Annotated in this window: 21 protein-coding genes; 18 read left to right on the forward strand and 3 right to left on the reverse strand. The window is 61.0% G+C overall.

All coding sequences use genetic code 11. The features are described from left to right. Positions 1-35: 35 nt before the first annotated feature. A complete protein-coding gene (locus ACUN0G_RS04810) occupies positions 36-527 on the forward strand; it encodes an AAA family ATPase (RefSeq protein ID WP_445572805.1) in 492 nt (163 codons plus the stop codon). 200 nt (positions 528-727) lie between these two features. Further along, positions 728-913, forward strand: coding sequence for a hypothetical protein (locus tag ACUN0G_RS04815; protein ID WP_258343944.1), 186 nt, complete (start codon positions 728-730; stop codon positions 911-913). A gap of 45 nt (positions 914-958) precedes the next feature. Here the strand turns inward: ACUN0G_RS04815 and ACUN0G_RS04820 are convergent, their stop codons facing one another. Beyond that, positions 959-2,584, reverse strand: a complete 1,626-nt coding sequence (locus ACUN0G_RS04820) for a glucan biosynthesis protein D (RefSeq protein WP_445572806.1) — start codon at positions 2,582-2,584, stop codon at positions 959-961. A gap of 467 nt (positions 2,585-3,051) precedes the next feature. Here ACUN0G_RS04820 and ACUN0G_RS04825 point away from each other — a divergent pair, with 467 nt between their 5' ends. The 16 genes from ACUN0G_RS04825 to ACUN0G_RS04900 all read left to right on the forward strand — a co-directional run bounded on the left by ACUN0G_RS04825 (position 3,052) and on the right by ACUN0G_RS04900 (position 20,578). Next, the gene (locus tag ACUN0G_RS04825) at positions 3,052-3,765 is read left to right on the forward strand and encodes a tellurite resistance TerB family protein (protein ID WP_445572807.1); all 714 of its coding nucleotides are present in this window, start codon (positions 3,052-3,054) and stop codon (positions 3,763-3,765) included. Between the two features lie 943 nt (positions 3,766-4,708). After that, positions 4,709-6,331: a methyl-accepting chemotaxis protein gene (locus ACUN0G_RS04830; RefSeq protein ID WP_258343948.1), complete on the forward strand. Its 1,623-nt coding sequence runs from the start codon at positions 4,709-4,711 to the stop codon at positions 6,329-6,331. Further along, a complete protein-coding gene (locus ACUN0G_RS04835) occupies positions 6,331-6,843 on the forward strand; it encodes a chemotaxis protein CheW (protein ID WP_445572808.1) in 513 nt (170 codons plus the stop codon). The genes ACUN0G_RS04830 and ACUN0G_RS04835 overlap by 1 nt, the downstream gene beginning before the upstream one ends. Further along, positions 6,843-8,093: a CheR family methyltransferase gene (locus tag ACUN0G_RS04840; protein WP_445572809.1), complete on the forward strand. Its 1,251-nt coding sequence runs from the start codon at positions 6,843-6,845 to the stop codon at positions 8,091-8,093. The genes ACUN0G_RS04835 and ACUN0G_RS04840 overlap by 1 nt, the downstream gene beginning before the upstream one ends. Beyond that, on the forward strand, positions 8,090-8,776 hold the full coding sequence (locus tag ACUN0G_RS04845; RefSeq protein ID WP_445572810.1) for a chemotaxis protein CheW: 687 nt from the start codon (positions 8,090-8,092) through the stop codon (positions 8,774-8,776). The genes ACUN0G_RS04840 and ACUN0G_RS04845 overlap by 4 nt, the downstream gene beginning before the upstream one ends. Then, positions 8,773-11,064 carry a hybrid sensor histidine kinase/response regulator gene (locus ACUN0G_RS04850; protein WP_445572811.1) on the forward strand — a complete coding sequence of 764 codons (2,292 nt, stop codon included), beginning with the start codon at positions 8,773-8,775 and terminating at the stop codon, positions 11,062-11,064. Before ACUN0G_RS04845 ends, ACUN0G_RS04850 begins: the two co-directional genes overlap by 4 nt. Then, positions 11,061-12,071 (forward strand): chemotaxis response regulator protein-glutamate methylesterase, encoded by a 1,011-nt coding sequence (locus tag ACUN0G_RS04855; protein ID WP_445572812.1) that lies wholly within the window; start codon positions 11,061-11,063, stop codon positions 12,069-12,071. Before ACUN0G_RS04850 ends, ACUN0G_RS04855 begins: the two co-directional genes overlap by 4 nt. Positions 12,072-12,122: 51 nt before the next feature. After that, on the forward strand, positions 12,123-13,124 hold the full coding sequence (locus ACUN0G_RS04860; RefSeq protein ID WP_258343956.1) for a diguanylate cyclase domain-containing protein: 1,002 nt from the start codon (positions 12,123-12,125) through the stop codon (positions 13,122-13,124). Positions 13,125-13,415: 291 nt separating this feature from the next. After that, positions 13,416-14,511, forward strand: a protein-coding gene (gene prfB, locus ACUN0G_RS04865) for a peptide chain release factor 2 (protein WP_258343958.1) whose coding sequence is annotated in 2 segments (ribosomal slippage) — positions 13,416-13,487 and positions 13,489-14,511 — 1,095 coding nt in all. Because the reading frame shifts where the segments join, the coding sequence is not laid out codon by codon here. 80 nt (positions 14,512-14,591) lie between these two features. Beyond that, positions 14,592-16,094: a lysine--tRNA ligase gene (gene lysS, locus ACUN0G_RS04870; RefSeq protein WP_421553676.1), complete on the forward strand. Its 1,503-nt coding sequence runs from the start codon at positions 14,592-14,594 to the stop codon at positions 16,092-16,094. Between the two features lie 151 nt (positions 16,095-16,245). Further along, positions 16,246-16,962 carry a TetR/AcrR family transcriptional regulator gene (locus ACUN0G_RS04875; RefSeq protein WP_177047402.1) on the forward strand — a complete coding sequence of 239 codons (717 nt, stop codon included), beginning with the start codon at positions 16,246-16,248 and terminating at the stop codon, positions 16,960-16,962. A gap of 16 nt (positions 16,963-16,978) precedes the next feature. Beyond that, positions 16,979-17,527, forward strand: coding sequence for a hypothetical protein (locus ACUN0G_RS04880; protein WP_421525329.1), 549 nt, complete (start codon positions 16,979-16,981; stop codon positions 17,525-17,527). Positions 17,528-17,548: 21 nt separating this feature from the next. Continuing rightward, the gene (locus tag ACUN0G_RS04885; RefSeq protein WP_076017484.1) at positions 17,549-18,826 is read left to right on the forward strand and encodes a flavohemoglobin expression-modulating QEGLA motif protein; all 1,278 of its coding nucleotides are present in this window, start codon (positions 17,549-17,551) and stop codon (positions 18,824-18,826) included. A 172-nt stretch (positions 18,827-18,998) separates the two neighbouring features. Continuing rightward, the gene (locus ACUN0G_RS04890; RefSeq protein ID WP_445572813.1) at positions 18,999-19,904 is read left to right on the forward strand and encodes an alpha/beta hydrolase; all 906 of its coding nucleotides are present in this window, start codon (positions 18,999-19,001) and stop codon (positions 19,902-19,904) included. Beyond that, positions 19,901-20,227 carry a hypothetical protein gene (locus tag ACUN0G_RS04895; RefSeq protein WP_003219233.1) on the forward strand — a complete coding sequence of 109 codons (327 nt, stop codon included), beginning with the start codon at positions 19,901-19,903 and terminating at the stop codon, positions 20,225-20,227. Before ACUN0G_RS04890 ends, ACUN0G_RS04895 begins: the two co-directional genes overlap by 4 nt. 102 nt (positions 20,228-20,329) lie before the next feature. Then, positions 20,330-20,578 carry a hypothetical protein gene (locus ACUN0G_RS04900; protein ID WP_445572814.1) on the forward strand — a complete coding sequence of 83 codons (249 nt, stop codon included), beginning with the start codon at positions 20,330-20,332 and terminating at the stop codon, positions 20,576-20,578. A 96-nt stretch (positions 20,579-20,674) separates the two neighbouring features. Here the strand turns inward: ACUN0G_RS04900 and ACUN0G_RS04905 are convergent, their stop codons facing one another. Both ACUN0G_RS04905 and ACUN0G_RS04910 read right to left on the reverse strand, forming a co-directional pair. Then, complete coding sequence (locus ACUN0G_RS04905; protein WP_258343965.1) at positions 20,675-21,460, reverse strand: OmpA family protein; 786 nt, start codon at positions 21,458-21,460, stop codon at positions 20,675-20,677. Positions 21,461-21,515: 55 nt separating this feature from the next. After that, the gene (locus ACUN0G_RS04910) at positions 21,516-21,944 is read right to left on the reverse strand and encodes a DUF4398 domain-containing protein (RefSeq protein WP_010176788.1); all 429 of its coding nucleotides are present in this window, start codon (positions 21,942-21,944) and stop codon (positions 21,516-21,518) included. Between the last annotated feature and the right edge of the window lie 90 nt (positions 21,945-22,034).

The raw sequence follows: 22,034 nt of genomic DNA on the forward strand, positions 1-22,034 counted from the left end.
CGGGTTTTTTATTGGCTTCAACACCGGAGGAACCCATGTTGCACCTGATCTGCGGCAAAATCGCATCCGGCAAATCGACCCTGACCCAGCAGTTGTCGCAGGCTCCCCAGACGGTATTGATCAGCGAGGATGAGTGGCTGGCATGCCTTTATCCCGGACAGATCCAGGCCCTGGGCGACTACGTGCGCTGCACCGGCCACCTGCGCGATGCGTTGACGGCCCATATCATCTCACTGCTCAAGGCTGGCATCTCAGTGGTGCTGGATTTTCCCGCCAACACCCTGGCCAGCCGTCGCTGGATGCGGTCTTTGTTCGAGGGCGCGGGCGCCGATCACCAATTGCATTACCTGGACGTGCCGGACGAGGTCTGCAAGGCGCGCTTGCGTGCGCGCAACGCTGCGGGCACCCACGCGTTCGAAACCAGTGACGCCCAGTTCGACCTGATCACCGGCTATTTCGAAGCGCCCCGTCTGGAGGAAGGCTTCAACATTATTCGCTATGAGCCGTCGGGGAGTGACGTGGGATAACGCTGTAGGTCATTGCCCTATAAGTACTTTTTTAAGTGATTACTCTAAAAAAGTCCCACGCCCGGCAAGATAGTTTCTACGCTTACAGTAAGTCTGATTTCTGGCCCAGGAAGTCAGTCCGTTGGTACCCGCAGGCATTGCGGTTGCGGGACAAGGTTATGGGCAACCAGGAGCAGTTGATTGATACGAGGAGACAGTCCATGGCCAAGTCTTATGGTGTTGCGGGTGTTGTGTCGTCCTTTCTGGCCCGACGGATGTCGTTGCGTAGCCGGCGGTTGAGTTCGGACGAGGCGGAATTGCTGGAACAGTACCGCGCCCTGACCGAGAGTGATCAGGTGGCGATGCGGTACTTGATCGGGGCGATGAAGAGTATTTCGCGGTTTTGAAAGCGCCGAAGGGATGTTCCCACGCAAGCGTGGGAACATTCGGTATCAGGTGTACTTGCGCTTGTCTGGCGCGGGCGGGAAGTACTGGTACAGCCAGGTTTCGCTCAAGGTACGGTCCTGGGTGCGGATGAACAGCCGCAGTTCAACCGGCTCGACACTGTCGCTGGTCGGGTACCAGTCAAACAGGATTCGATAACCCTTGATGGCATCCAGCACCAATACGCTGAAGTCTTTGACCTCGCCATGGGAGCACGTCACCACCGGCTCGATCCCGGTGCCTTCTGGCAAACGATCCAGCCCGCCGCCGTTGAAGTCCACCGCAAAGCGCCGCGCCCAGACTTCAGGGTAATGCTCGCCCGGTGCCCAACCTTCGGTGAAACCGCCCATGCCCGAACGGGTGGCATTGACCTTCGCCAGTGATGTGCTGACCGGCGGCAGGGCGCTCCAGTAGAGCTTGTAGCCATAGTTCAGGGATTCACCGGCTGCCACGGGTTTCTTCGGGGTCCAGAAGGCCACGATGTTGTCCAGGGTTTCGCCGGTTGTAGGAATTTCCAGCAGGTCGATAGAGCCTTCGCCCCACGAGGTTGTAGGTTCTACCCACAGGCTTGGGCGCTTGCTGTACCAGTCCACGGTGTCCTGGTAGCTGGCGAACTCATGGTCGGTCTGCACCAGGCCGAAGCCTTTCGGGTCTTTGTCGGCAAACGCGTTGAATTGCAGGGTGGCCGGGTTGTTCAGCGGGCGGCAGATCCACTCGCCATTGCCGCGCCACATGGCCAGGCGATCCGAGTCGTGGATTTGCGGGTGGATGGTGTCGCACATCCGCCGCTCAACCGTGCCGCAGCTGAACATGCTGGTCATCGGCGCGATGCCCAGTTGTTCGATGGCGGTGCGCGCGTTGATGTGGGCGTCGATGCCCATCACCACCTGGTTGGCCTGGCAGTCGATATCGAAGCGGTAGGCACCGGTAGCGCTTGGCGAATCCAGCAGGGCGTAGACCACGAAGCGGGTGCTGTCCTTGTCCGGGGTTTCGAACCAGAACTTGGTGAAGTCCGGGAATTCCTCGCGCTTCTTCGCGTAGGTATCGATGGCCAGGCCGCGTGCGGAAAGGCCGTACTGGCCGGTGGAATCCACCGCGCGGAAGTAGCTGGCGCCGAGGAAGGACAGCACGTCATGGCGGTCCAGCTCCGGGGCCTTGAACAGCTTGAAGCCGGAGAAACCCAGGTCGCCGGTCAGTTGCTTGGTGTCTACCGTGGTTTTTTCATAGTTGAACAGCGAAGGGCGGAAGTGCACCTCGCGGGCCTGACGGGTTTTCGGGTCGACGCTGTACATGCGCACCGGCGTCTTGAAGCCCATGCCGACGTGGAAGAACTGCACGTCCAGCTGGCCGTTCAATTCTTTCCACAGCGAATGCTTGCCGTCGTAGCCGATGGCATTGAAATTCTGCGGGGTCATGGTCGCCAGGGTCGGCGGCAATACCTGTTTGGTGTCCTGGTAGCGATTGCCGGCCAGTTGCTTGGCCTGAATCTTCAGCGCCTCGAAATCGAAGGCCTGAGCCTCGCCATCAGCGGCGCGATTGCCCGCCCAGGCTTGGGCGGCCAGCAGGCCACTGGCCGACAGACCGGTGTAAGCCGCAATGGCCATGGACGCTTTGAGCAAATTCCTGCGGTGCATAAATACAACCTGTCGTGAACAATCCCGCGCCGTTCCTGGCACGTGCTGGATCAAGGAAAACGGTTCGGACATGCCTTCGGCCAAACGCAACGGACATTAAACAGATGCCAAATAGCTTAAGCGGTTCGGTGCGGAAGGAAAAATGATTGATGGCGGGTTGATGGCGTTGCATGTGAAACAAGACGTTTCTGCGAAGCGTTGTGGCGCGGAGCGTCACGAGAGGCATTCCCACGCAGAGCGTGGGAACGATCATTCACAGGGATTAGCCCACTTGCAGGCTGCGCTTGGCGTTGTCGAAGGTGGCAAGGATCATGTGCGCCTGGCGCAGGATTTGTTCGAGTGTATATCGTTTTAATTGAGGGGTAAGCGCGTTACATCTGGAAGCACTCTAGATCGGGGGTTTTTGGCACTTAGTTTTACGCTGGGGGCCTATTGGTCCTGTGAACCCTAGTTTCTGGAGGCTGTGAATGAATACCCGTGGATTGCTCGATCAACTGCTCAAATCCGGGCAGGACATGTTGCAGAACAAGGCTGGCGGGCAGCGCAAGTCAGATGACAAAGGTGCCCTTGGCGGCCTGCTGGGCAGCGGCGGGTTGGGTAGCTTGCTCGGCGGTGCCGGTGGTGGGGCCCTCGCGGCCGGTGCCATGGGGTTGTTGCTGGGTAACAAGAAAGCCCGCAAGTTTGGCGGTAAGGCGCTGACCTACGGTGGGTTGGCGGCGTTGGGGGTGATTGCCTACAAGGCGTATGGCAACTGGCAGGCGCAGCAGGCCAATGCGCCTCAGGGGGAGCCGCAGACCATTGATCGCCTGCCGCCGGCCCAGGTCGAGCAGCATAGCCAGGGGATTTTGAAGGCGCTGGTGGCCGCGGCCAAGGCTGACGGGCATGTGGATGAGCGGGAGCGGGCGTTGATCGAAGGGGAGTTTTTGAAGCTGGATAACGATCGTGAGTTGCAGCAGTGGCTGCATGCTGAGCTGAACAAGCCGCTGGATCCGGCAGATGTGGCTCGGGCTGCCAGCACTCCGGAGTTGGCTGCCGAGATGTATATCGCCAGTGTGATGTTGGTGGATGAGGAGAACTTCATGGAGAAGTCGTATCTCGATGAGTTGGCGCGGCAGCTTAAGTTGGAGCCTGGGTTGAAGGCTGAACTGGAGAAGCAGGTGCGTCAGGCTGTGGTGGTTTGATTGTGTACATATCCGTTTCTTCGGTAACGGCCACTTATGGTTTCGCTCTTACAGCGAGTCACTTTGCAAAAGCGGCAAAGTAACCAAAACGCTCTGCCCCGCCTGTCGGCACCTCGCCTAGGCTCGGTGTTCCCTCACTCCGGCATTGCTCCGCGGGCCGCCGCGACGGGCCATCCATGGCCCGGCGCGGCTAAACCGGCGTCCTGCCGGTTTACCCGCTCCGCAATACCTGCGTTCGGCCTCGGGCTTATTGGGGCAGTCAGATCAAAATCAAAAGCAAAAGCACAGCGGCCTCCCGGCCGGCTTGAGTGTTAAAAGCAAAGGCAAGATCCAGAGCGAAAACAGATCTGCTTTTCTGTGGGAGCGGGCTTGCTCGCGAAAAACCTGAGAGCGCCGCGTTCATCCAGAATGCCCGCGTCATCGTTAACGACCTTCGCGAGCAAGCCCGCTCCCACATTTTTTGGACCGTGCCCGCTTTAGATTTTGATTTTGCTCTTCAACACTCAAGCCGGCCGGGAGGCCGCTGTGCTTTTGATCTTGATTTTGATCTTAGGCGCCCCGTTAAACCACGCTGGCCGAACGCAGGCTTTGGAGCGTGGGTAACCTGGCAGGACGCCAGGTTAGCCGTCCTGGGCCAAGGATGGCCCATGACGGCGGCCCACGGTCCAAAGCCGGAGTGAGGGCACTCCGAGCCTAGGCGAGGAGCCGAGTGGTGGGGCAAGAGCGTTTTGCTTACTTTTGCGCTCTTCAAAAGTGAGCCGCTGTAAGAGCGGAACCATAGGTGGCCGTTACCGCAGCAACGGATATGCCCCCCCCCCCCCCCCCCCCCCCCCCCAAGAAAACTTTCCCCCCGAGCGTGACCCAGATCCCACAACCCGTTGATTAATGATGGCACCCGCTCAGCTATACTCCCCTCCATTTGAATGGCCCTCGAGGAATTACTGTGAAGAACTGGACCTTGCGCCAACGGATATTGGCAAGCTTTGCGGTCATCATCGCGATCATGTTGCTGATGGTAGTGGTCTCGTATTCACGCCTGTTGAAGATCGAAGCTGGCGAAGAGTCAGTCCGCGACGACGCAGTCCCCGGGGTCTACCTCAGCTCCATGATCCGCAGCGCCTGGGTCGACAGCTACCTCGACACCCTCGACATCATCGGCCTGCGCAAAGACAAGACACTCACCGAAGCCGACAAGGCCGACTACAAGTCCTTCGAAGCGCGCATCATCACGCAGATGGCCAATTACAAGGCAACCATCAACGGCGCTGACGATCAGGCCGAGTTCGATAAATTCGAAGCCCTGCACCAGGCCTACAACAAGGCATTGGCCACCGTAACCGACAATCTGCAACGCAATGACGTCGCCGCCGCCCGCAAAGTGTTCGACGAAGAGCTGACCCCGACCTGGACCGCAGGCCGCAAGAAGCTCAACGACATCATTACCGAAAACAAAAACGTCGCCGACCGCGCCACCAACGCCATCGACGACGCGGTGTCCGCTGCAAAAATCAGCATGGGCGTCTCCCTGATCCTCGCGATCCTCGCCGCCGGTCTCTGTGGCCTGCTGCTGATGCGCGCGATCATGGCGCCGATGAAACGCATCGTCGACATCCTCGAAGTCATGCGCACCGGCGACCTGAGCAAACGCCTGAACCTGGAACGCAAGGACGAATTCGGCGCGGTGGAAACCGGCTTCAACGACATGATGACCGAGCTCACTGCCCTGGTATCCCAGGCCCAACGCTCTTCGGTCCAGGTCACCACCTCGGTCACCGAGATTGCCGCCACCTCTAAGCAACAACAGGCCACCGCCACGGAAACCGCTGCGACCACTACAGAAATCGGCGCTACTTCCCGGGAAATCGCCGCCACGTCCAAGGACCTGGTCCGCACCATGACCGAAGTCTCCACCGCTGCCGACCAGGCCTCGGTAGCCGCCGGTTCCGGCCAGCAAGGCCTGGCACGCATGGAAGAAACCATGCACTCGGTGATGGGCGCGGCCGATCTGGTGAACGCCAAGCTGGCGATCCTCAATGAGAAGGCCGGCAACATCAACCAGGTGGTGGTGACCATCGTCAAGGTTGCCGACCAGACCAACCTGCTGTCCCTCAATGCCGCCATCGAGGCCGAGAAGGCCGGTGAATACGGTCGCGGGTTTGCCGTGGTGGCCACCGAAGTACGGCGCCTGGCCGATCAGACCGCCGTCGCCACTTATGACATCGAGCAGATGGTGCGCGAGATCCAGTCGGCGGTGTCGGCCGGGGTGATGGGTATGGACAAGTTCTCTGAAGAAGTGCGCCGTGGCATGTTCGAGGTGCAGCAAGTGGGCGAGCAGTTGTCGCAGATCATCCATCAGGTGCAGGCCCTGGCGCCGCGGGTGTTGATGGTCAACGAAGGCATGCAGGCCCAGGCCACCGGCGCGGAACAGATCAACCATGCGCTGGTGCAGTTGGGCGATGCCAGCAGCCAGACCGTAGAGTCGTTGCGCCAGGCCAGCTTTGCCATCGACGAGCTGAGCCAGGTCGCGGTCGGCCTGCGCAGCGGCGTGTCGCGTTTCAAAGTCTGATGAGCGACTTCGCGGCTAAACGCGGTGCCGTTGCGGCAGTGAAGAAAGCACTGTTCCTGGTGTTTCACATCGGCAATGAACGCTATGCCCTCAAGGCCACGGAAGTGGCCGAGGTACTGCCGCGCCTGCCGCTCAAGCCGATTGCCCATGCGCCTGTGTGGGTCGCCGGGATCTTTGCCCATCGCGGGGCGATGGTGCCGGTGATCGACCTCAGTGCCCTGACCTTCGGCACGCCGGCCCAGGCGCGCACCAGCACGCGCCTGGTACTGGTCAACTATCAGCCGGATGCACTGGCTCCGGCGCGCTGGCTGGGGCTGATCCTCGAACAAGCCACCGACACCTTGCGCTGTGATCCGGCAGAGTTCCAGCCCTACGGGCTCGACAACCGCGAAGCACCGTACCTGGGGCCGGTGCGCGAAGACGAGCATGGCTTGATGCAGTGGATTGGCGTGGCCGACCTGCTGACGGCCGATGTGCAGGCGCTGCTGTTTGCCGCCGGCGAGGAGGGCTGATGAGCAGTGATCAACGCTTCTTCGACTTCCTGAAAGAACGCATCGGCCTCGATGTGGCCTCGGTGGGCGAAGCGATCATCGAGCGTGCCGTGCGCCAACGCAGCCAGTCACTGAATGCGCAGACCGCAGATCAATACTGGCAGCAGTTGCTGGCCTCCACCGACGAACAGCAGGCGCTGATCGAAGCGGTGATCGTGCCCGAGACGTGGTTTTTCCGTTACCCCGAGTCGTTCGCCACTTTGGGCCGGCTGGCGGTCGCACGCCTGGCCGAAATCAAACACATGCGCGCCCTGCGGATCCTCAGCCTGCCATGTTCCACCGGCGAAGAACCCTATTCGATTGCCATGGCCTTGCTCGACGTCGGTCTGGCACCGCATCAGTTCAAGGTGCAGGGCATGGACGTCAGCCCGCTGTCGGTGGAGCGCGCCCGCCGTGGGGTGTACGGCAAGAATTCGTTTCGCGGCCAGGACATCGAGTTCCGCGATCGCCACTTCACCGAGCAAACCGACGGCTATCGAATTGCCGACCGGGTACGTGAGCAAGTGCGCCTGCAAGTGGGCAACCTGCTGGACCCCACGTTGCTGGCCAATGAGCCCAGCTACGATTTTGTGTTCTGCCGCAACCTGCTGATCTACTTCGATCAGCCCACCCAGAAGCAGGTGTTTGAAGTGCTCAAGGGCCTGACCCACGTCGACGGCGTGCTGTTTATCGGGCCTGCCGAAGGCAGCCTGCTGGGGCGCCTGGGCATGCGCTCGATGGGTGTGCCGCAGTCGTTTGCCTTCAGTCGCCACGCTGAACCTGCGCCGGAACCGGTATTTGTGCCGATGCCTGCGCCGATCCCCCAGCGCAGTGCCGCGCCTATCCCGACCAAGCCCCGGCCGTTCAGCACGATCAGCGCGCAACCCGTCGTTCCGATCAAACCGCCGCCCGCGCAGTCGGACGCTGCCGACCTGCTCAGCCAGATCGCAACCCTGGCCAATGAAGGCAAAAGCCTTGAGGCCCGTGCCGCCTGCGAGCGTTATCTGCAAACGCACCCGCCAGCAGCCCAGGTGTTTTATTGGCTGGGCCTGCTCAGCGATGTGGCCGGCAGCGCCCTGGAAGCCCAGGGTTATTATCGAAAAGCCTTGTACCTGGAACCCCAGCACCCGCAGGCTTTGATGCACCTGGCGGCGTTGCTCGAATCCCAGGGTGATGTCGCCGGCGCCCGCCGTTTGCAGGCCCGTGCCGCCCGCAGTGAGCGTAAACAATGACCCTGGATACCGCGCTGAACCTGGCCCTGGCCGACACCCAAGCCATCGACGACTGCTGGAACCGTATCGGCATTCACGGCGACAAGTCTTGCCCGTTGCTGGCCGAACACATCCACTGTCGCAACTGCTCGGTGTATTCCGCCGCCGCCACGCGCCTGCTCGACCGCTACGCCTTGCAGCAGGACGATCATCGTCACATAGCGGCGCCGGAAGTCGAAGGCGATGTGGTCACCCGTTCGCTGTTGATGTTCCGCCTCGGTGAAGAATGGCTGGGCATCGCCACCCGCTGTCTGGTGGAAGTGGCGCCGCTGCAACCGATCCATTCCTTGCCGCACCAGCGTTCGCGAGCCTTGCTGGGCGTGGCCAATGTGCGCGGCGCGCTGGTGGCGTGCCTGTCCCTGGTGGAGTTACTGGGGCTGGACGGCACCAGCAGCGGCCCCAGTGGCGGGCGAATCATGCCGCGCATGCTGATCATCGCGGCGCAGGACGGCCCGGTGGTGGTGCCGGTGGACGAAGTGGACGGCATCCATGCCATTGATGAACGCACCTTGAACGCGGCGTCTGCCTCGGGCACCCAGGCCAGCGCCCGCTATACCCAAGGCGTGTTGCAGTGGAAAGGCCGCAGCCTGCGCTGGCTGGACGAGGCGCAATTGTTGTCTGCCGTGACCCGGAGTCTCACATGACCCCCGACCAGATGCGCGACGCCTCGCTGCTGGAACTGTTCAGCCTGGAAGCCGACGCCCAGACCCAGGTGCTCAGCGCCGGTCTGCTGGCCCTGGAGCGCAACCCGACTCAGGCCGACCAGCTCGAAGCCTGCATGCGCGCCGCCCATTCCCTGAAGGGCGCGGCGCGGATTGTCGGGGTGGACGCCGGTGTCAGCGTCGCCCACGTGATGGAAGATTGCCTGGTCAGCGCCCAGGAAAGCCGGCTGTACCTGCTGCCGGAACATATCGACGCGCTGCTGCAAGGCACCGATTTGCTGATGCGCATCGCCACGCCGGGCAACACCGTGGGCGCGTCGGACATCGAGTCCTACGTGGCGCTGATGGAGCGTTTGCTCGACCCGTCGCAAAAAGTCGCGCCGCCCGTTGCGCCACCGCCAGCACCCGCGCCGGAACCTGAATTGTCGATGGAAGCGCTGCTGACCCTGCCGCCGGAGCCCGAACCCGCGCCGCCCGTCAGTGCCGAGCTGCCTCGCCAGAACAAGCGCATGACCGAAGGCGGCGAGCGGGTGCTGCGGGTCACCGCCGAACGCTTGAACAGCCTGTTGGACCTGTCCAGCAAATCCCTGGTGGAAACCCAGCGGCTCAAGCCTTACCTGGCCAGTTTGCAACGCCTCAAGCGCATCCAGAGCAACAGTGCCCGGGCTCTGGATAACCTCGACGGCCACCTCAAGACCGTCGACCTGAGCCTGGAAGCCCAGGAAGCCCTGGCCGACACCCGCCGCCTGTTGAGCGAGGCCCAGGCGTTGCTCGCGGAAAAAACCGCCGAAATCGATGAGTTCGGCTGGCAGGCCGGGCAGCGCGCCCAAGTCTTGTACGACACCGCGCTGGCATGCCGCATGCGACCGTTTGCCGACGTGTTGGCCGGGCAGGTGCGCATGGTGCGTGACCTCGGCCGCAGCCTCGGCAAACAGGTGCGCCTGGAAATCGAAGGCGAGAAGACCCAGGTCGACCGCGACGTGCTGGAAAAGCTTGAAGCGCCGCTGACTCACCTATTACGCAATGCCGTCGACCACGGCATCGAAATGCCCGAGCAACGCTTGTTGGCCGGCAAACCCGCCGAAGGCTTGATCCGCCTGCGAGCGTCCCACCAGGCTGGCCTGCTGGTGCTGGAACTGAGTGACGACGGCAACGGCGTCGACCTGGAGCGCCTGCGGGGCACCATCGTCGACCGGCATTTGTCGCCGCTGGAAACCGCCCTGCGCCTGAGCGAAGAGGAACTGCTGACGTTCCTGTTCCTGCCGGGGTTCAGCCTGCGGGACAAAGTCACCGAGGTTTCCGGGCGCGGGGTCGGTCTGGATGCGGTGCAGCATATGGTTCGCCAGTTGCGCGGCGCGGTGGTGCTGGAGCAAACGGCGGGGCAGGGCAGTCGCTTCCATCTTGAAGTGCCGTTGACCCTGTCGGTGGTGCGCAGCCTGGTGGTGGAAGTCGGCGAAGAGGCCTACGCCTTCCCGCTGGCCCACATCGAACGCATGTGTGACCTGGCCCCCGACGACATCGTGCAACTGGAAGGTCGCCAGCATTTCTGGCACGAAGGCCGGCATGTCGGCCTGGTCGCCGCCAGCCAGTTGCTGCAGCGCCCGCCCGGGCAGGGCAATCAGGAAACCCTCAAGGTCGTGGTGATCCGCGAGCGCGATGCCGTCTACGGGATTGCCGTGGAGCGGTTTATCGGCGAGCGCACGCTGGTGGTGCTGCCCCTGGATGCCCGGTTGGGCAAGGTCCAGGACATCTCCGCCGGTGCCCTGCTCGATGACGGCTCGGTGGTGTTGATCGTCGACGTTGAAGACATGCTGCGTTCAGTGGACAAGCTGCTCAATACCGGTCGTCTGGAGCGTATCGCCCGGCGTACCCAGCAAACCCAGGAAGCAGCGCGCAAGCGTATTCTGGTGGTGGATGACTCACTGACCGTGCGCGAGCTGCAACGCAAACTGTTACTTAATCGCGGTTACGAAGTAGCCGTGGCGGTCGATGGCATGGATGGCTGGAACGCGCTGCGCTCCGAAGACTTCGACCTGTTGATCACTGACATTGATATGCCTCGCATGGACGGTATTGAATTGGTCACACTCTTGCGCCGTGATACTCGCCTGCAATCCCTGCCGGTGATGGTTGTTTCCTACAAAGATCGGGAAGAAGACCGCCGCCGTGGACTGGACGCCGGCGCCGACTATTATCTAGCCAAGGCCAGCTTCCATGACGACGCGTTGTTGGACGCGGTGGTGGAGCTGATTGGAGGAGCCCGGGCATGAGGATTGCGATCGTCAATGACATGCCCATAGCTGTGGAAGCCTTGCGCCGGGCGCTGAGTCTTGAGCCGGCCCATGAAGTGGTGTGGGTCGCCAACAATGGCCTGGAGGCGGTGCAGCGCTGCGCCGAGCTGACGCCGGACCTGATTCTGATGGACCTGATCATGCCGGTGATGGACGGCGTGGAAGCCACCCGGCAGATCATGGCCGAGAGCCCTTGTGCGATTCTTATCGTCACTGTCGACCGTCAGGCCAACGTCAGCCGTGTGTTTGAAGCCATGGGTCATGGCGCCCTGGATGTGGTCGACACCCCAGCGCTGGGTGTGGGTAACCCGAAGGACGCCGCGGCGCCGCTGTTGCGCAAGATCCTCAACATCGGCTGGCTGATCGGCCAGCGTGGCAGCCGCGTGCGGGCCGAACCTGCGCCCCAGCGCACCATGGGCAAACGCCAGAGCCTGGTGGCCATTGGTTCGTCCGCCGGTGGCCCGGCTGCCCTGGAATCCCTGCTCAAGGGCTTGCCCCGGGACTTTTCGCCGGCCATTGTGCTGGTGCAGCATGTGGACCAGGTGTTCGCCGCCGGCATGGCCGAATGGCTGAGCAGCGCCTCTGGCCTGCCGGTACGCCTGGCCCGGGAAGGCGAGCCGCCCCAAAGTGGCGTCGTGTTACTGGCGGGCACCAACCATCATATTCGGCTGCTGAAGAACGGCACGCTGGCCTATACCGCAGAGCCGGTGAACGAGATTTATCGGCCGTCCATCGACGTGTTTTTCGAGAGCGTCGCCAGCCACTGGAATGGCGATGCCGTCGGCGTGCTGCTGACGGGGATGGGGCGTGATGGCGCCCAGGGACTTAAACTGATGCGTCAGCAAGGCTACCTGACCATCGCGCAGGACCAGCAAAGCTGTGCTGTTTACGGCATGCCCAAAGCGGCAGCGGCGATCGACGCGGCTGTTGAAATTCGCCCATTGGACAGAATTGCGCCACGATTGCTGGAAGTATTCGCAAAATGACCGATATCACACGCTGTCCTGGCCTGCAGGTAGTAATTCAGGTGACCGTAAATGAATGATTTACAGCTCGACGACTTCAAGACCGACGAAAATGCCGCCATGGTGTTGCTCGTCGACGACCAGGCCATGATCGGCGAAGCCGTACGCCGGGGCCTGGCCCATGAAGACAACATCGACTTCCATTTCTGCGCCGACCCGCACCAGGCCATTGCCCAGGCGATCCGTATCAAGCCGACGGTGATCCTGCAGGACCTGGTGATGCCGGGGCTCGACGGCCTGACCCTGGTGCGTGAATACCGTAATCACCCGGCGACGCAGAACATCCCGATCATCGTGCTTTCCACCAAGGAAGACCCGCTGATCAAGAGCGCGGCGTTTGCCGCCGGGGCCAACGATTACCTGGTCAAGCTGCCGGATAACATCGAGCTGGTGGCGCGCATCCGTTACCACTCGCGCTCCTACATGACCTTGTTGCAGCGGGACGCGGCCTACCGGGCGCTGCGGGTCAGCCAACAACAGTTGCTGGACACCAACCTGGTGCTGCAACGGCTGATGAACTCCGATGGCCTGACCGGCCTGTCCAATCGCCGGCACTTCGACGAATACCTGGAGCTGGAGTGGCGCCGTGCCATGCGTGACCAGACCCAACTGTCGCTGCTGATGATCGACGTAGACTTCTTCAAGACCTACAACGACAGCTTCGGCCACCTGGAGGGCGACGAGGCCTTGCGCAAGGTGGCTGCGACCATTCGTGATGCCAGCAGCCGTCCTTCGGATTTGCCGGCGCGTTACGGCGGTGAAGAGTTTGCCCTGGTGCTGCCGAACACCTCGCCGGGCGGTGCGCGGCTGGTGGCCGAGAAACTGCGCCAGGCGGTGGCGGGCCTGAAAATCCCGCACATTGCCCCGGCGGACGGCTCGAGCCTGACCATCAGTATTGGTCTGGCGACCATGACCCCGTTGCAGGGCACCGATTGCCGGCAGTTGATCTCGGCGGCGGACAAAGGCTTGTACCTGGCCAAGCACAATGGGCGTAATCAGGTGGGGATCGAGTAATTCCTGCTACTCACTTTGTACTTGAGGGGCTGTTGTGGCGAGGGGGCTTGTCCCCCGTTGGGCTGCGAAGCAGCCCCATTTAAGAACACCGTACTCTCTCAGTTAGAACTCCATAGCCTGTATGGGGGCCGCTTCGCAGCCCAACGGGGGACAAGCCCCCTCGCCACAGGTGGGCGCTCGCAGCTCCAGGCAAATGTCACATAGCACAATCGGCCAAGCGGGCTGCCGTTCCCGCCCGTTTGTCGTTATACTCGTCGGCTTTCAAAAGTTCGCCAACGAGTGCTGCCCGCCATGGAAATCAACCCGATCCTTAACACCATCAAGGACCTGTCCGAGCGCTCCGAAACTATTCGGGGGTATCTTTGACTACGATCAAAAGCATGAGCGTCTGACCGAAGTCAATCGCGAGCTTGAAGATCCTGCTGTCTGGAACAAACCTGAATACGCCCAGGAACTGGGCCGCGAGCGCGCTGCGCTGGCGCAGATCGTTGAAACCCTCGACGAATTGAACACCGGCCTGGCCGATTGCCGCGACCTGCTGGACATGGCCGTCGAAGAAGACGACGAAGGCGCAGCGGGCGATGTCGTCGCCGAGCTGGCCCGTCTCGAGGAAAACCTCGCCAAGCTCGAATTCCGCCGCATGTTCAGCCACGAAATGGACCCGAACAACGCCTACCTGGACATCCAGGCCGGTTCCGGCGGCACCGAAGCCCAGGACTGGGCCAACATCCTGTTGCGCATGTACCTGCGCTGGGCTGACAAGCGCGGTTTCGACGCTACCATCATGGAGCTGTCGGCCGGTGAAGTCGCTGGTATCAAGGGCGCGACCGTGCACATCAAGGGCGAATACGCCTTTGGCTGGCTGCGGACCGAGATCGGCGTGCACCGTCTGGTGCGCAAGAGTCCGTTCGACTCCGGCAACCGTCGCCACACCTCGTTTTCCGCCGTTTTCGTCTCGCCAGAGATCGACGACAAGGTGGAAATCGAGATCAACCCGGCAGACCTGCGCATCGACACCTACCGTTCCTCCGGTGCCGGTGGTCAGCACGTAAACACCACCGACTCGGCCGTACGGATTACCCACGTACCGACCAACACCGTGGTCAGTTGCCAGAACGAACGTTCCCAGCACGCGAACAAGGACACCGCCATGAAAATGCTGCGGGCCAAGTTGTACGAGCAGGAAATGCAGAAGCGTAACGCCGCGTCCCAGGCGCTGGAAGACACCAAGTCGGATATCGGCTGGGGTCACCAGATCCGTTCGTATGTGCTCGATGCTTCGCGGATCAAGGATCTGCGGACCAACATCGAACGCAGCGACTGCGACAAGGTGCTCGACGGCGATATCGACGAATACCTGGAAGCCAGCCTGAAATCTGGCCTGTAAAGACTCTGTAGGAGCCGGCTTGCCGGCGATCCCCGGCCGCAGGCCGGGGGCAACGAACCTGTGATGGAATTTCAAAAGACATGAGCGACCAACAACTCGACCCGCAAGCCCTGCAACAGGAAGAAAACTCCCTGATCGCCCTGCGCAAGGAAAAGCTTGCTGCCGAGCGCGCCAAGGGCAATGCCTTCCCCAACGACTTCCGCCGCGAAAACTACTGCGATGCCTTGCAGAAACAGTACGCGGACAAGACCAAGGAAGAGCTGGCAGAGGCTGCGATCCCGGTCAAGGTGGCAGGTCGCATCATGCTCAACCGTGGCTCGTTCATGGTGATCCAGGACATGACCGGTCGCATTCAGGTCTACGTCAACCGTAAAACCCTGTCTGAAGAAACCCTGGCCTCGGTGAAAACCTGGGACATGGGCGACATCATTGCCGCCGAAGGCACCCTGGCCCGTTCGGGCAAGGGCGACCTGTACGTGGAAATGACCAGCGTGCGCCTGCTGACCAAGTCGCTGCGCCCGCTGCCGGACAAGCACCACGGCCTGACCGACACCGAACAACGCTACCGCCAGCGCTACGTTGACCTGATCGTCAACGAAGAAGTGCGCCAGACGTTCCGCGTGCGCTCGCAAGTGATCGCCCACATCCGCAGCTTCCTGATGAAGCGTGACTTCCTGGAAGTGGAAACGCCGATGCTGCAAACCATCCCCGGTGGTGCTGCAGCCAAGCCTTTCGAAACCCACCACAATGCGCTGGACCTGGAAATGTTCCTGCGTATCGCGCCCGAGCTGTACCTCAAGCGCCTGGTGGTCGGCGGCTTCGAGAAGGTGTTCGAGATCAACCGCAACTTCCGTAACGAAGGCGTTTCGACCCGTCACAACCCTGAATTCACCATGTTGGAGTTCTACCAGGCTTACGCCGACTACGAAGACAACATGGACCTGACCGAAGAACTGTTCCGCGAACTGGCGCAGTTGGTCCTGGGTTCCACCGACGTGCCGTACGGCGACAAGGTATTCCACTTCGGCGAGCCGTTCGTGCGCCTGTCGGTGTTCGATTCGATCCTCAAGTACAACCCTGAGCTGACCGCTGACGACCTGACCGACATCGACAAGGCCCGCGCCATCGCCAAGAAAGCCGGCGCCAAGGTGCTGGGCTTCGAAGGCCTGGGCAAATTGCAGGTGATGATTTTCGAAGAGCTGGTCGAGCACAAGCTGGAACAGCCGCACTTCATTACCCAGTACCCGTTCGAAGTGTCGCCGCTGGCCCGTCGCAACGATGACAACCCGAACGTCACCGACCGTTTCGAGCTGTTCATCGGCGGCCGTGAAATCGCCAACGCCTACTCCGAGCTGAACGACGCAGAAGACCAGGCCGAGCGCTTCATGGCCCAGGTGGCCGACAAGGACGCTGGCGACGACGAGGCGATGCACTACGACGCCGACTTCGTTCGCGCCCTGGAATACGGCATGCCGCCAACGGCCGGTGAAGGGATCGGCATCGACCGGTTGGTGATGTTGTTGACCAACTCGCCGTCGATCCGTGACGTGATCTTGTTCCCGCACATGCGGCCACAAGCGTAACCGTAGCGAAATCCGAAGCCGCCTTTTATAAGGCGGCTTTTTTATGTGGCGTATTTAAGCGTCAAGCTAACAGCGCCAGATGATCGTCCCCACGCTCTGCGGGGGTACGCAGCCCGTGACGCTCCGCGTCACCCTGAAAGGAAGATCCGTCGTGAACCGCGTAATGGCTCAAAAGGGTGCCGCCGGCATTGCCGCTGCCGTGGCTGAAAGTGTTCAGTACCAGGGCCGCAAGGCCAGTCGCCGGGGCAGTGAGCAACGCCGGCAGGACATTCTCGATGCGGCGATGCGCATCGTGGTGCGTGAAGGCGTGCGCGCCGTGCGTCATCGTGCGGTGGCGGCAGAGGCCGGCGTGCCATTATCGGCCACTACCTATTACTTCAAGGACATCGACGACCTGCTCACCGACACCTTCGCCCAATATGTGGAGCGCAGCGCGGCGTTCATGGGCAAGTTGTGGGTGCGTAACGAAGGGCTGCTGCGAGAGATGGTCGCTTACGGCGACGGCAGCCCGCAGTCACGCTCGCAACTGGCCGACGACATCGCGCGCCTGACCGCCGATTACGTACAGCGCCAATTGCTCAACCGCCGCGAGCACTTGATGGCCGAGCAGGCGTTTCGGCAGGAGGCGCTGCTGAACCCGCGCCTGGCCGAGTTGGTGCGCTCCCACCAGCAAATCCTGTTGCAGGGCACTTGCCAGTTTTTCCAGGTATTGGGTTCGCGCGAACCGCAACAGGATGCCAAAGTGTTGACGGCGATTATCGGTCGGATGGAATATCAGGGCCTGCTGGGCGGTGCAGAGCCTCTGACCAGCGACGAAATGCTTGAGATCCTCAAGCGTTACATGCATTTGGTGTTGGCTTCGGTCTGACACTGGGGAGTGTCCAATGAAAGCCTGGCGTGTCGTTGTGATCGCCTTGTCGTTCCTGTTGCTCAGCGGTTGCCTGGTGACGTTCAAGGACCCGTTGCCGGCCAGCGAGGCGGCGCCTGATGGTCTGCTTGGCAGATGGGCCAGCAAAAATGCCTGGGGCGAGCCCCTCAACCTGCAAATCAGCCGTGTGGGCAAACATCGCTACAAAGCCGTGAGCTACCCTAAAGCCAAGCCGGGCCAGCGGGATGAATACCTGTTCACGGTTTCCCGTCATGGCAGCCGCTGGTATTTGTCGGCGCCGTTGCCGGCCAAGTTTGGCGGGCATTTCATCCTGGCAGGCTTCGAGCTCAACGATGAACACGAGTTGGTGGTCTACAACCTCGACCTGGACCAGATCCACCAGGCTGTCGGCCAGAAAGTCCTTGGCGGCAGCACTGTCGAAACCGTCGAAGGCGACGGTGTATTGATCAACAGCCCCATGGCCCAGGTGTTTGCCTACCTGGATGACCCGGCCAATGCCGACGTGTTCGTCGAAGCCGTGCGCTACCAGCGCGCGAGCAAATAACGTTTAAAGAGGAAGTACCGGGTGGACGATTACCAGCAGACGATACGCACCTTGTCCGATCGCATTGTGCTGGCGCAAACACCGATTCGCGTCCTCGACGCCGTGAAGTGGGACGAGAATATTCGCCAGGGATTTCTCAAGGCCAAGGGCAAGGAAATGCCGGCGGTGGACCGCGATTACTACCTGAATCGGCCACTGTCGTTCGATTCCAGCGCGGTGAAGCTGGAGTTCCAGAACATCGAGCGTGACATCACCCGCCAGCTGGGCCAGTTCAACCCGGTCGGGCAGATCATGCGGCGCATGTGCAAGGAATACCGCATGGTGGTGCGCATGCTCGAAGCCCGCGGCACCGAGGATTTCGGCCTGATTTCCCAGGAGCTGTATGGCGCCGCCTCCGATGCGTTCCACGCCGGTGACCCGACCCTGGCGGACCTCGGCCTGATGATGTCCGACTATCTGAACAACATCGATGGCCGCGGCGACCTCAAGGACGAAGCCAAGACCCTGACCGCCAAAGACGCCGTCGGCCTGCTGCAAAGCCGCCTGAACAAGGTATTCGGCGAGGCCGAGGAAACCATTCGGGTGTTCGAGTCTGACGGCATCGTGGCGGACGCAGCGGCAGGTGCCGACTACATCAAGATCCGCGCCGACGCGATGTTCAACGACCGCGACGTGCGTGCCCTGGAGGTCCATGAAGGCCTGGTGCATGTGGGCACCACCCTCAATGGCCAGAACCAGCCGATCTGCACCTTTCTGTCCAAGGGCCCGCCCTCGTCGACGGTGACCCAGGAAGGCCTGGCGATCCTGATGGAAATCATCACCTTCGCCTCCTACCCCAGCCGCCTGCGCAAGCTGACCAACCGTACCCGCGCCATCCATATGGTGGAGCAGGGTGCCGATTTCCTGCAGGTGTTCGAATTCTTCCGCGAGCAGGGCTTTGAAATGGCGGAAAGCTACGGCAACGCCAGCCGGGTTTTCCGTGGGTCGACGCCTACGGGTCTGCCGTTTACCAAGGACTTGTCTTACTTGAAGGGCTTTATCATGGTTTACAACTACATTCAGTTGGCCGTGCGCAAAGGCAAACTGGAGCAAGTGCCGCTGCTGTTCTGCGGCAAGACCACCCTGGAAGACATGCGTACCCTGCGCCAACTGGTGGATGAAGGCCTGGTGGTACCACCCAAATACCTGCCGGATCAGTTCCGTGACATGAATGCGTTGGCGGCGTGGATGTGTTTCTCCAACTTCCTCAACCATTTGAGCCTGGACCGGATCGAGGCGGATTACTCCAATATCCTTTAACGATATCTCTGAAGGAACTCAGTCAAAAGGTGGGAGCGGGCTTGCTCGCGAATGCGGTGTATCAGCAACAGATGTGTTTACTGAACCACCGCATTCGCGAGCAAGCCCGCTCCCACCTTTGATCTCCATAGGTCTTAGGATCGTTTCAAACCCACTCACGAGGCTTCAACGGATGAGAATCCTCGGCATTCTTTGCCTGCTACTGACCCTGAACGGCTGCAGCTCCTTATTGTTCTATCCGGAGCGCGGCTTGCCGTTCACCCCGGAAAAGGCGCACCTGCAATACCGTGACGTCACATTAACCACTGCCGATGGCCTCAAGCTGCACGCCTGGTGGCTGCCGGCCAAGGCCGGTGTGCCGCTCAAGGGCACGGTGCTGCACCTGCACGGTAACGGCGGCAACCTCGCCTGGCACCTCGGTGGCAGTTGGTGGCTGCCGGATCAGGGCTATCAAGTGTTGCTGGTGGACTATCGCGGTTACGGCCTGTCCGAAGGTGAAGCTTCGCTGCCGGCGGTTTACCAGGACATCGACGCCGCCTTCAAGTGGATCGACAATGCCCCCGAAACTCAGGGCCAACCGTTGATCGTGCTGGGCCAAAGCCTGGGCGGTGCGCTGGTGGTGCACTATCTGGCGGCGCATCCCGAACGTCAGCCGCAACTCAAGGCACTGGTGCTGGACGGTGTGCCGGCCAGTTATCGTGACGTAGGACAATTCGCCCTCAGCACCTCCTGGCTAACATGGCCGTTCCAGGTACCGTTGTCGTGGCTGGTGCCGGATGCCGACAGTGCGATCAACGCCATGCCGCGGCTGACCGGGGTGCCGAAGTTGTTGTTCCACAGCCTCGATGATCCGATCGTGCCGCTGTCCAACGGCATCCGCCTGTATCAAGCTGCGCCGCCACCGAGGGTGCTGCAACTGACCCGGGGTGGTCACGTGCAGACCTTTGCCGACAAGACCTGGCAAACCGTGATGCTGCGCTACCTCGACGACCCACAGCACTTCAACGGGCTGCGCCGCCTGGGGGAAATCCCCAATTACCCGACGGCCCCGAATTCCAACGCAGAGAGCCCGCAATGAGCGAAGAACGCAACATGATCCCCCTGATCCTCACCGGCATCGGCACCATCATCGGCACCGTCGGCTGCCTGTGGTACTACGGCTATTTGCACTTCGCCAAGCCTGAGGATGCATTGCTGCTCAGCGACTTCACCATGCTCAAGACCGTGCCGGGCGAGGACTACAAAATCTCCCTGACCCCGGCTGCGCAAGTGGCGCAATGTGTCGACGGTGTGCTGGTGCTGTTTGACACCGAGCAGAAAGGCCTGACCGGCGTATTGGTGAACAGCAAGAAACAGGCAGTGCGCTGCATGGGGCAGGAAACGCCGCAACTGGAGCAGTAAGGCCGGTCGCCGTAGAGTCGCTGGAACTATTCTGGATTGATTACCACAGATTTCGGACCGATCAGCGTCGCTGATTCGGTTACCTAATGTGGAGTTATCTATATGCAAGTTAATGATTCATCTTCGCCGCAAAGCTTTGGCAATTTTGGCAGCAAGGGTATCGAAGATTCCGGTGCTCCCAAGGCTGAAGCCGGCCAAGGCGCCGGTGTCTCCAAGGGGATAGGGGGGGACGATCTGTTGGAGGTACTCAAGAAGTTGCTGATGCAAGCTGAACAACAAAGCGGTCAAGGCCCGGGTGGTCAAGGCCAAGGCCAACAGGCTAGCAACGCCGGACAGATTAAATTTGGTTGAGTGTGTGCAGATGGTGAGGATATTGGTCTGATCCGTTTGTGCCCAAAAGCAAAGAACCCCGCCAATTGGCGGGGTTCTTTATGTAGCATCAGACGATCAGTTGGCCATCGAAGAACGTGGCTTGACCGGCTGGTTGTCGTTGGAGATGGTCACTTCAACGCGGCGGTTCATGGCACGGCCCGAAACGCTGCCGTTATCGGCAACCGGGTATTCCTTGCCATAACCCTGGGTCACGATGCGCGAGATATCCACGCCTTGCTGAGCCAGTGCGCGCTGTACGGAAGCGGCGCGGCGCTCGGACAGGCTCTGGTTGTACGAGTCGGAACCGGTGCTGTCGGTGTAGCCTTCGACAATCACTTTACGGTCCGGGTTATCACGCAGGAACTGCGCCAGCTTGGTGATGTTCACCAGGCCGCTCGACTTCAGGTCCGACTTGTTGGTAGCGAACAGTACGTCACCGAAGGTCACCAGCGTACCGCGATCAGTCTGCTTGGCGTTCAAGCTGTCTTGCAGTTGCTTGATCTGCGCGTCACGGGCTTCCAGCAGGGCGCGGGCACGTTCGTCGCCGGCGTTTTTCAGCTTGGCTTCGGACTCACGCAGGACGATGGTGTCCTTGGCCACTTCAACGCGCTGGTTGGTCAGGTAGGCCAGTTGGTCGACCTTCTTCTGGTCTTCCTTGTCGCGGTAGGCCTTGTCAGCCTTGTCCAGCCACTCGCTGGCGTCTTTGGTTTCCAGCGCCGCTACTTTAGTAGCCTGCGGGTTGGCTTGCAGGGCCGAGAAGTTGGTCCGAGCGTTTTCCAGGTTCGCGTTCGGCGGGGTGGAGCACGCCGCCAGAGCAACGCTCATCGCCAGCAGGGCAGGGATCATCAATTGTTTACGCATAGTCGTGTCGTCCTTTCAATTCGGTTTCGGGTGCAAAGCAATCAGAGGTAGCGGCTTATTGCTGCGGCTTGATAACAGCCGGACGCATGCCTTCCTGACGCAGCTCCTGAACAGCTTTCTGGGAATCCTTCACAGCCTGTTCGGCCTTTGCAGCCTGGGCTTTACGCTCTGCTACGCGGGCGTCCCACTCGGCTTGTTCGGCCAGGCGACGGGCCTCGTCGTAGTTCTTGTCGTGCATGGCGATTTCAGCTTGCTTCAGTTTGTCCTGGGCAGACTTCATCTCCACGGCTGCGAACTCGGTACCGCCGGCGCTGACAGCGCTGTTCACCGCAGATTGGGTAACAGCGTATTGCTCGGTCGGCGGGTTGCCGGCGCAGCCAGCCAGTACGAAGCTGGTGCCGATTGCCAGCGCGGCCAATTTAAGCCCGCGCAGGTGGTTAAACGAGGTTTTGGCAGTGCTGGTCTTCATCGTCTTCAACTCCATTAGGTAACTCCTGAAAAACATCAAATCCATCTCCGGCTTGCAGTGTCTGCGGGGCCCGGCGGTTAGCTCAGGACGCCTATTCAAACGGCT

This window comes from Pseudomonas sp. 32A (assembly GCF_052682255.1).

Coding starts and splice junctions, on each gene's coding strand:
- ACUN0G_RS04810 (WP_445572805.1), top strand. CDS start 36: ATGTTGCACCTGATCTGCGGCAAAATCGCATCCGGCAAATCGACCCTG.
- ACUN0G_RS04815 (WP_258343944.1), top strand. CDS start 728: ATGGCCAAGTCTTATGGTGTTGCGGGTGTTGTGTCGTCCTTTCTGGCC.
- ACUN0G_RS04820 (WP_445572806.1), bottom strand. CDS start 2,584: ATGCACCGCAGGAATTTGCTCAAAGCGTCCATGGCCATTGCGGCTTAC.
- ACUN0G_RS04825 (WP_445572807.1), top strand. CDS start 3,052: ATGAATACCCGTGGATTGCTCGATCAACTGCTCAAATCCGGGCAGGAC.
- ACUN0G_RS04835 (WP_445572808.1), top strand. CDS start 6,331: ATGAGCGACTTCGCGGCTAAACGCGGTGCCGTTGCGGCAGTGAAGAAA.
- ACUN0G_RS04840 (WP_445572809.1), top strand. CDS start 6,843: ATGAGCAGTGATCAACGCTTCTTCGACTTCCTGAAAGAACGCATCGGC.
- ACUN0G_RS04845 (WP_445572810.1), top strand. CDS start 8,090: ATGACCCTGGATACCGCGCTGAACCTGGCCCTGGCCGACACCCAAGCC.
- ACUN0G_RS04850 (WP_445572811.1), top strand. CDS start 8,773: ATGACCCCCGACCAGATGCGCGACGCCTCGCTGCTGGAACTGTTCAGC.
- ACUN0G_RS04855 (WP_445572812.1), top strand. CDS start 11,061: ATGAGGATTGCGATCGTCAATGACATGCCCATAGCTGTGGAAGCCTTG.
- ACUN0G_RS04860 (WP_258343956.1), top strand. CDS start 12,123: ATGAATGATTTACAGCTCGACGACTTCAAGACCGACGAAAATGCCGCC.
- lysS (WP_421553676.1), top strand. CDS start 14,592: ATGAGCGACCAACAACTCGACCCGCAAGCCCTGCAACAGGAAGAAAAC.
- ACUN0G_RS04880 (WP_421525329.1), top strand. CDS start 16,979: ATGAAAGCCTGGCGTGTCGTTGTGATCGCCTTGTCGTTCCTGTTGCTC.
- ACUN0G_RS04890 (WP_445572813.1), top strand. CDS start 18,999: ATGAGAATCCTCGGCATTCTTTGCCTGCTACTGACCCTGAACGGCTGC.
- ACUN0G_RS04895 (WP_003219233.1), top strand. CDS start 19,901: ATGAGCGAAGAACGCAACATGATCCCCCTGATCCTCACCGGCATCGGC.
- ACUN0G_RS04900 (WP_445572814.1), top strand. CDS start 20,330: ATGCAAGTTAATGATTCATCTTCGCCGCAAAGCTTTGGCAATTTTGGC.
- ACUN0G_RS04905 (WP_258343965.1), bottom strand. CDS start 21,460: ATGCGTAAACAATTGATGATCCCTGCCCTGCTGGCGATGAGCGTTGCT.
- ACUN0G_RS04910 (WP_010176788.1), bottom strand. CDS start 21,944: ATGGAGTTGAAGACGATGAAGACCAGCACTGCCAAAACCTCGTTTAAC.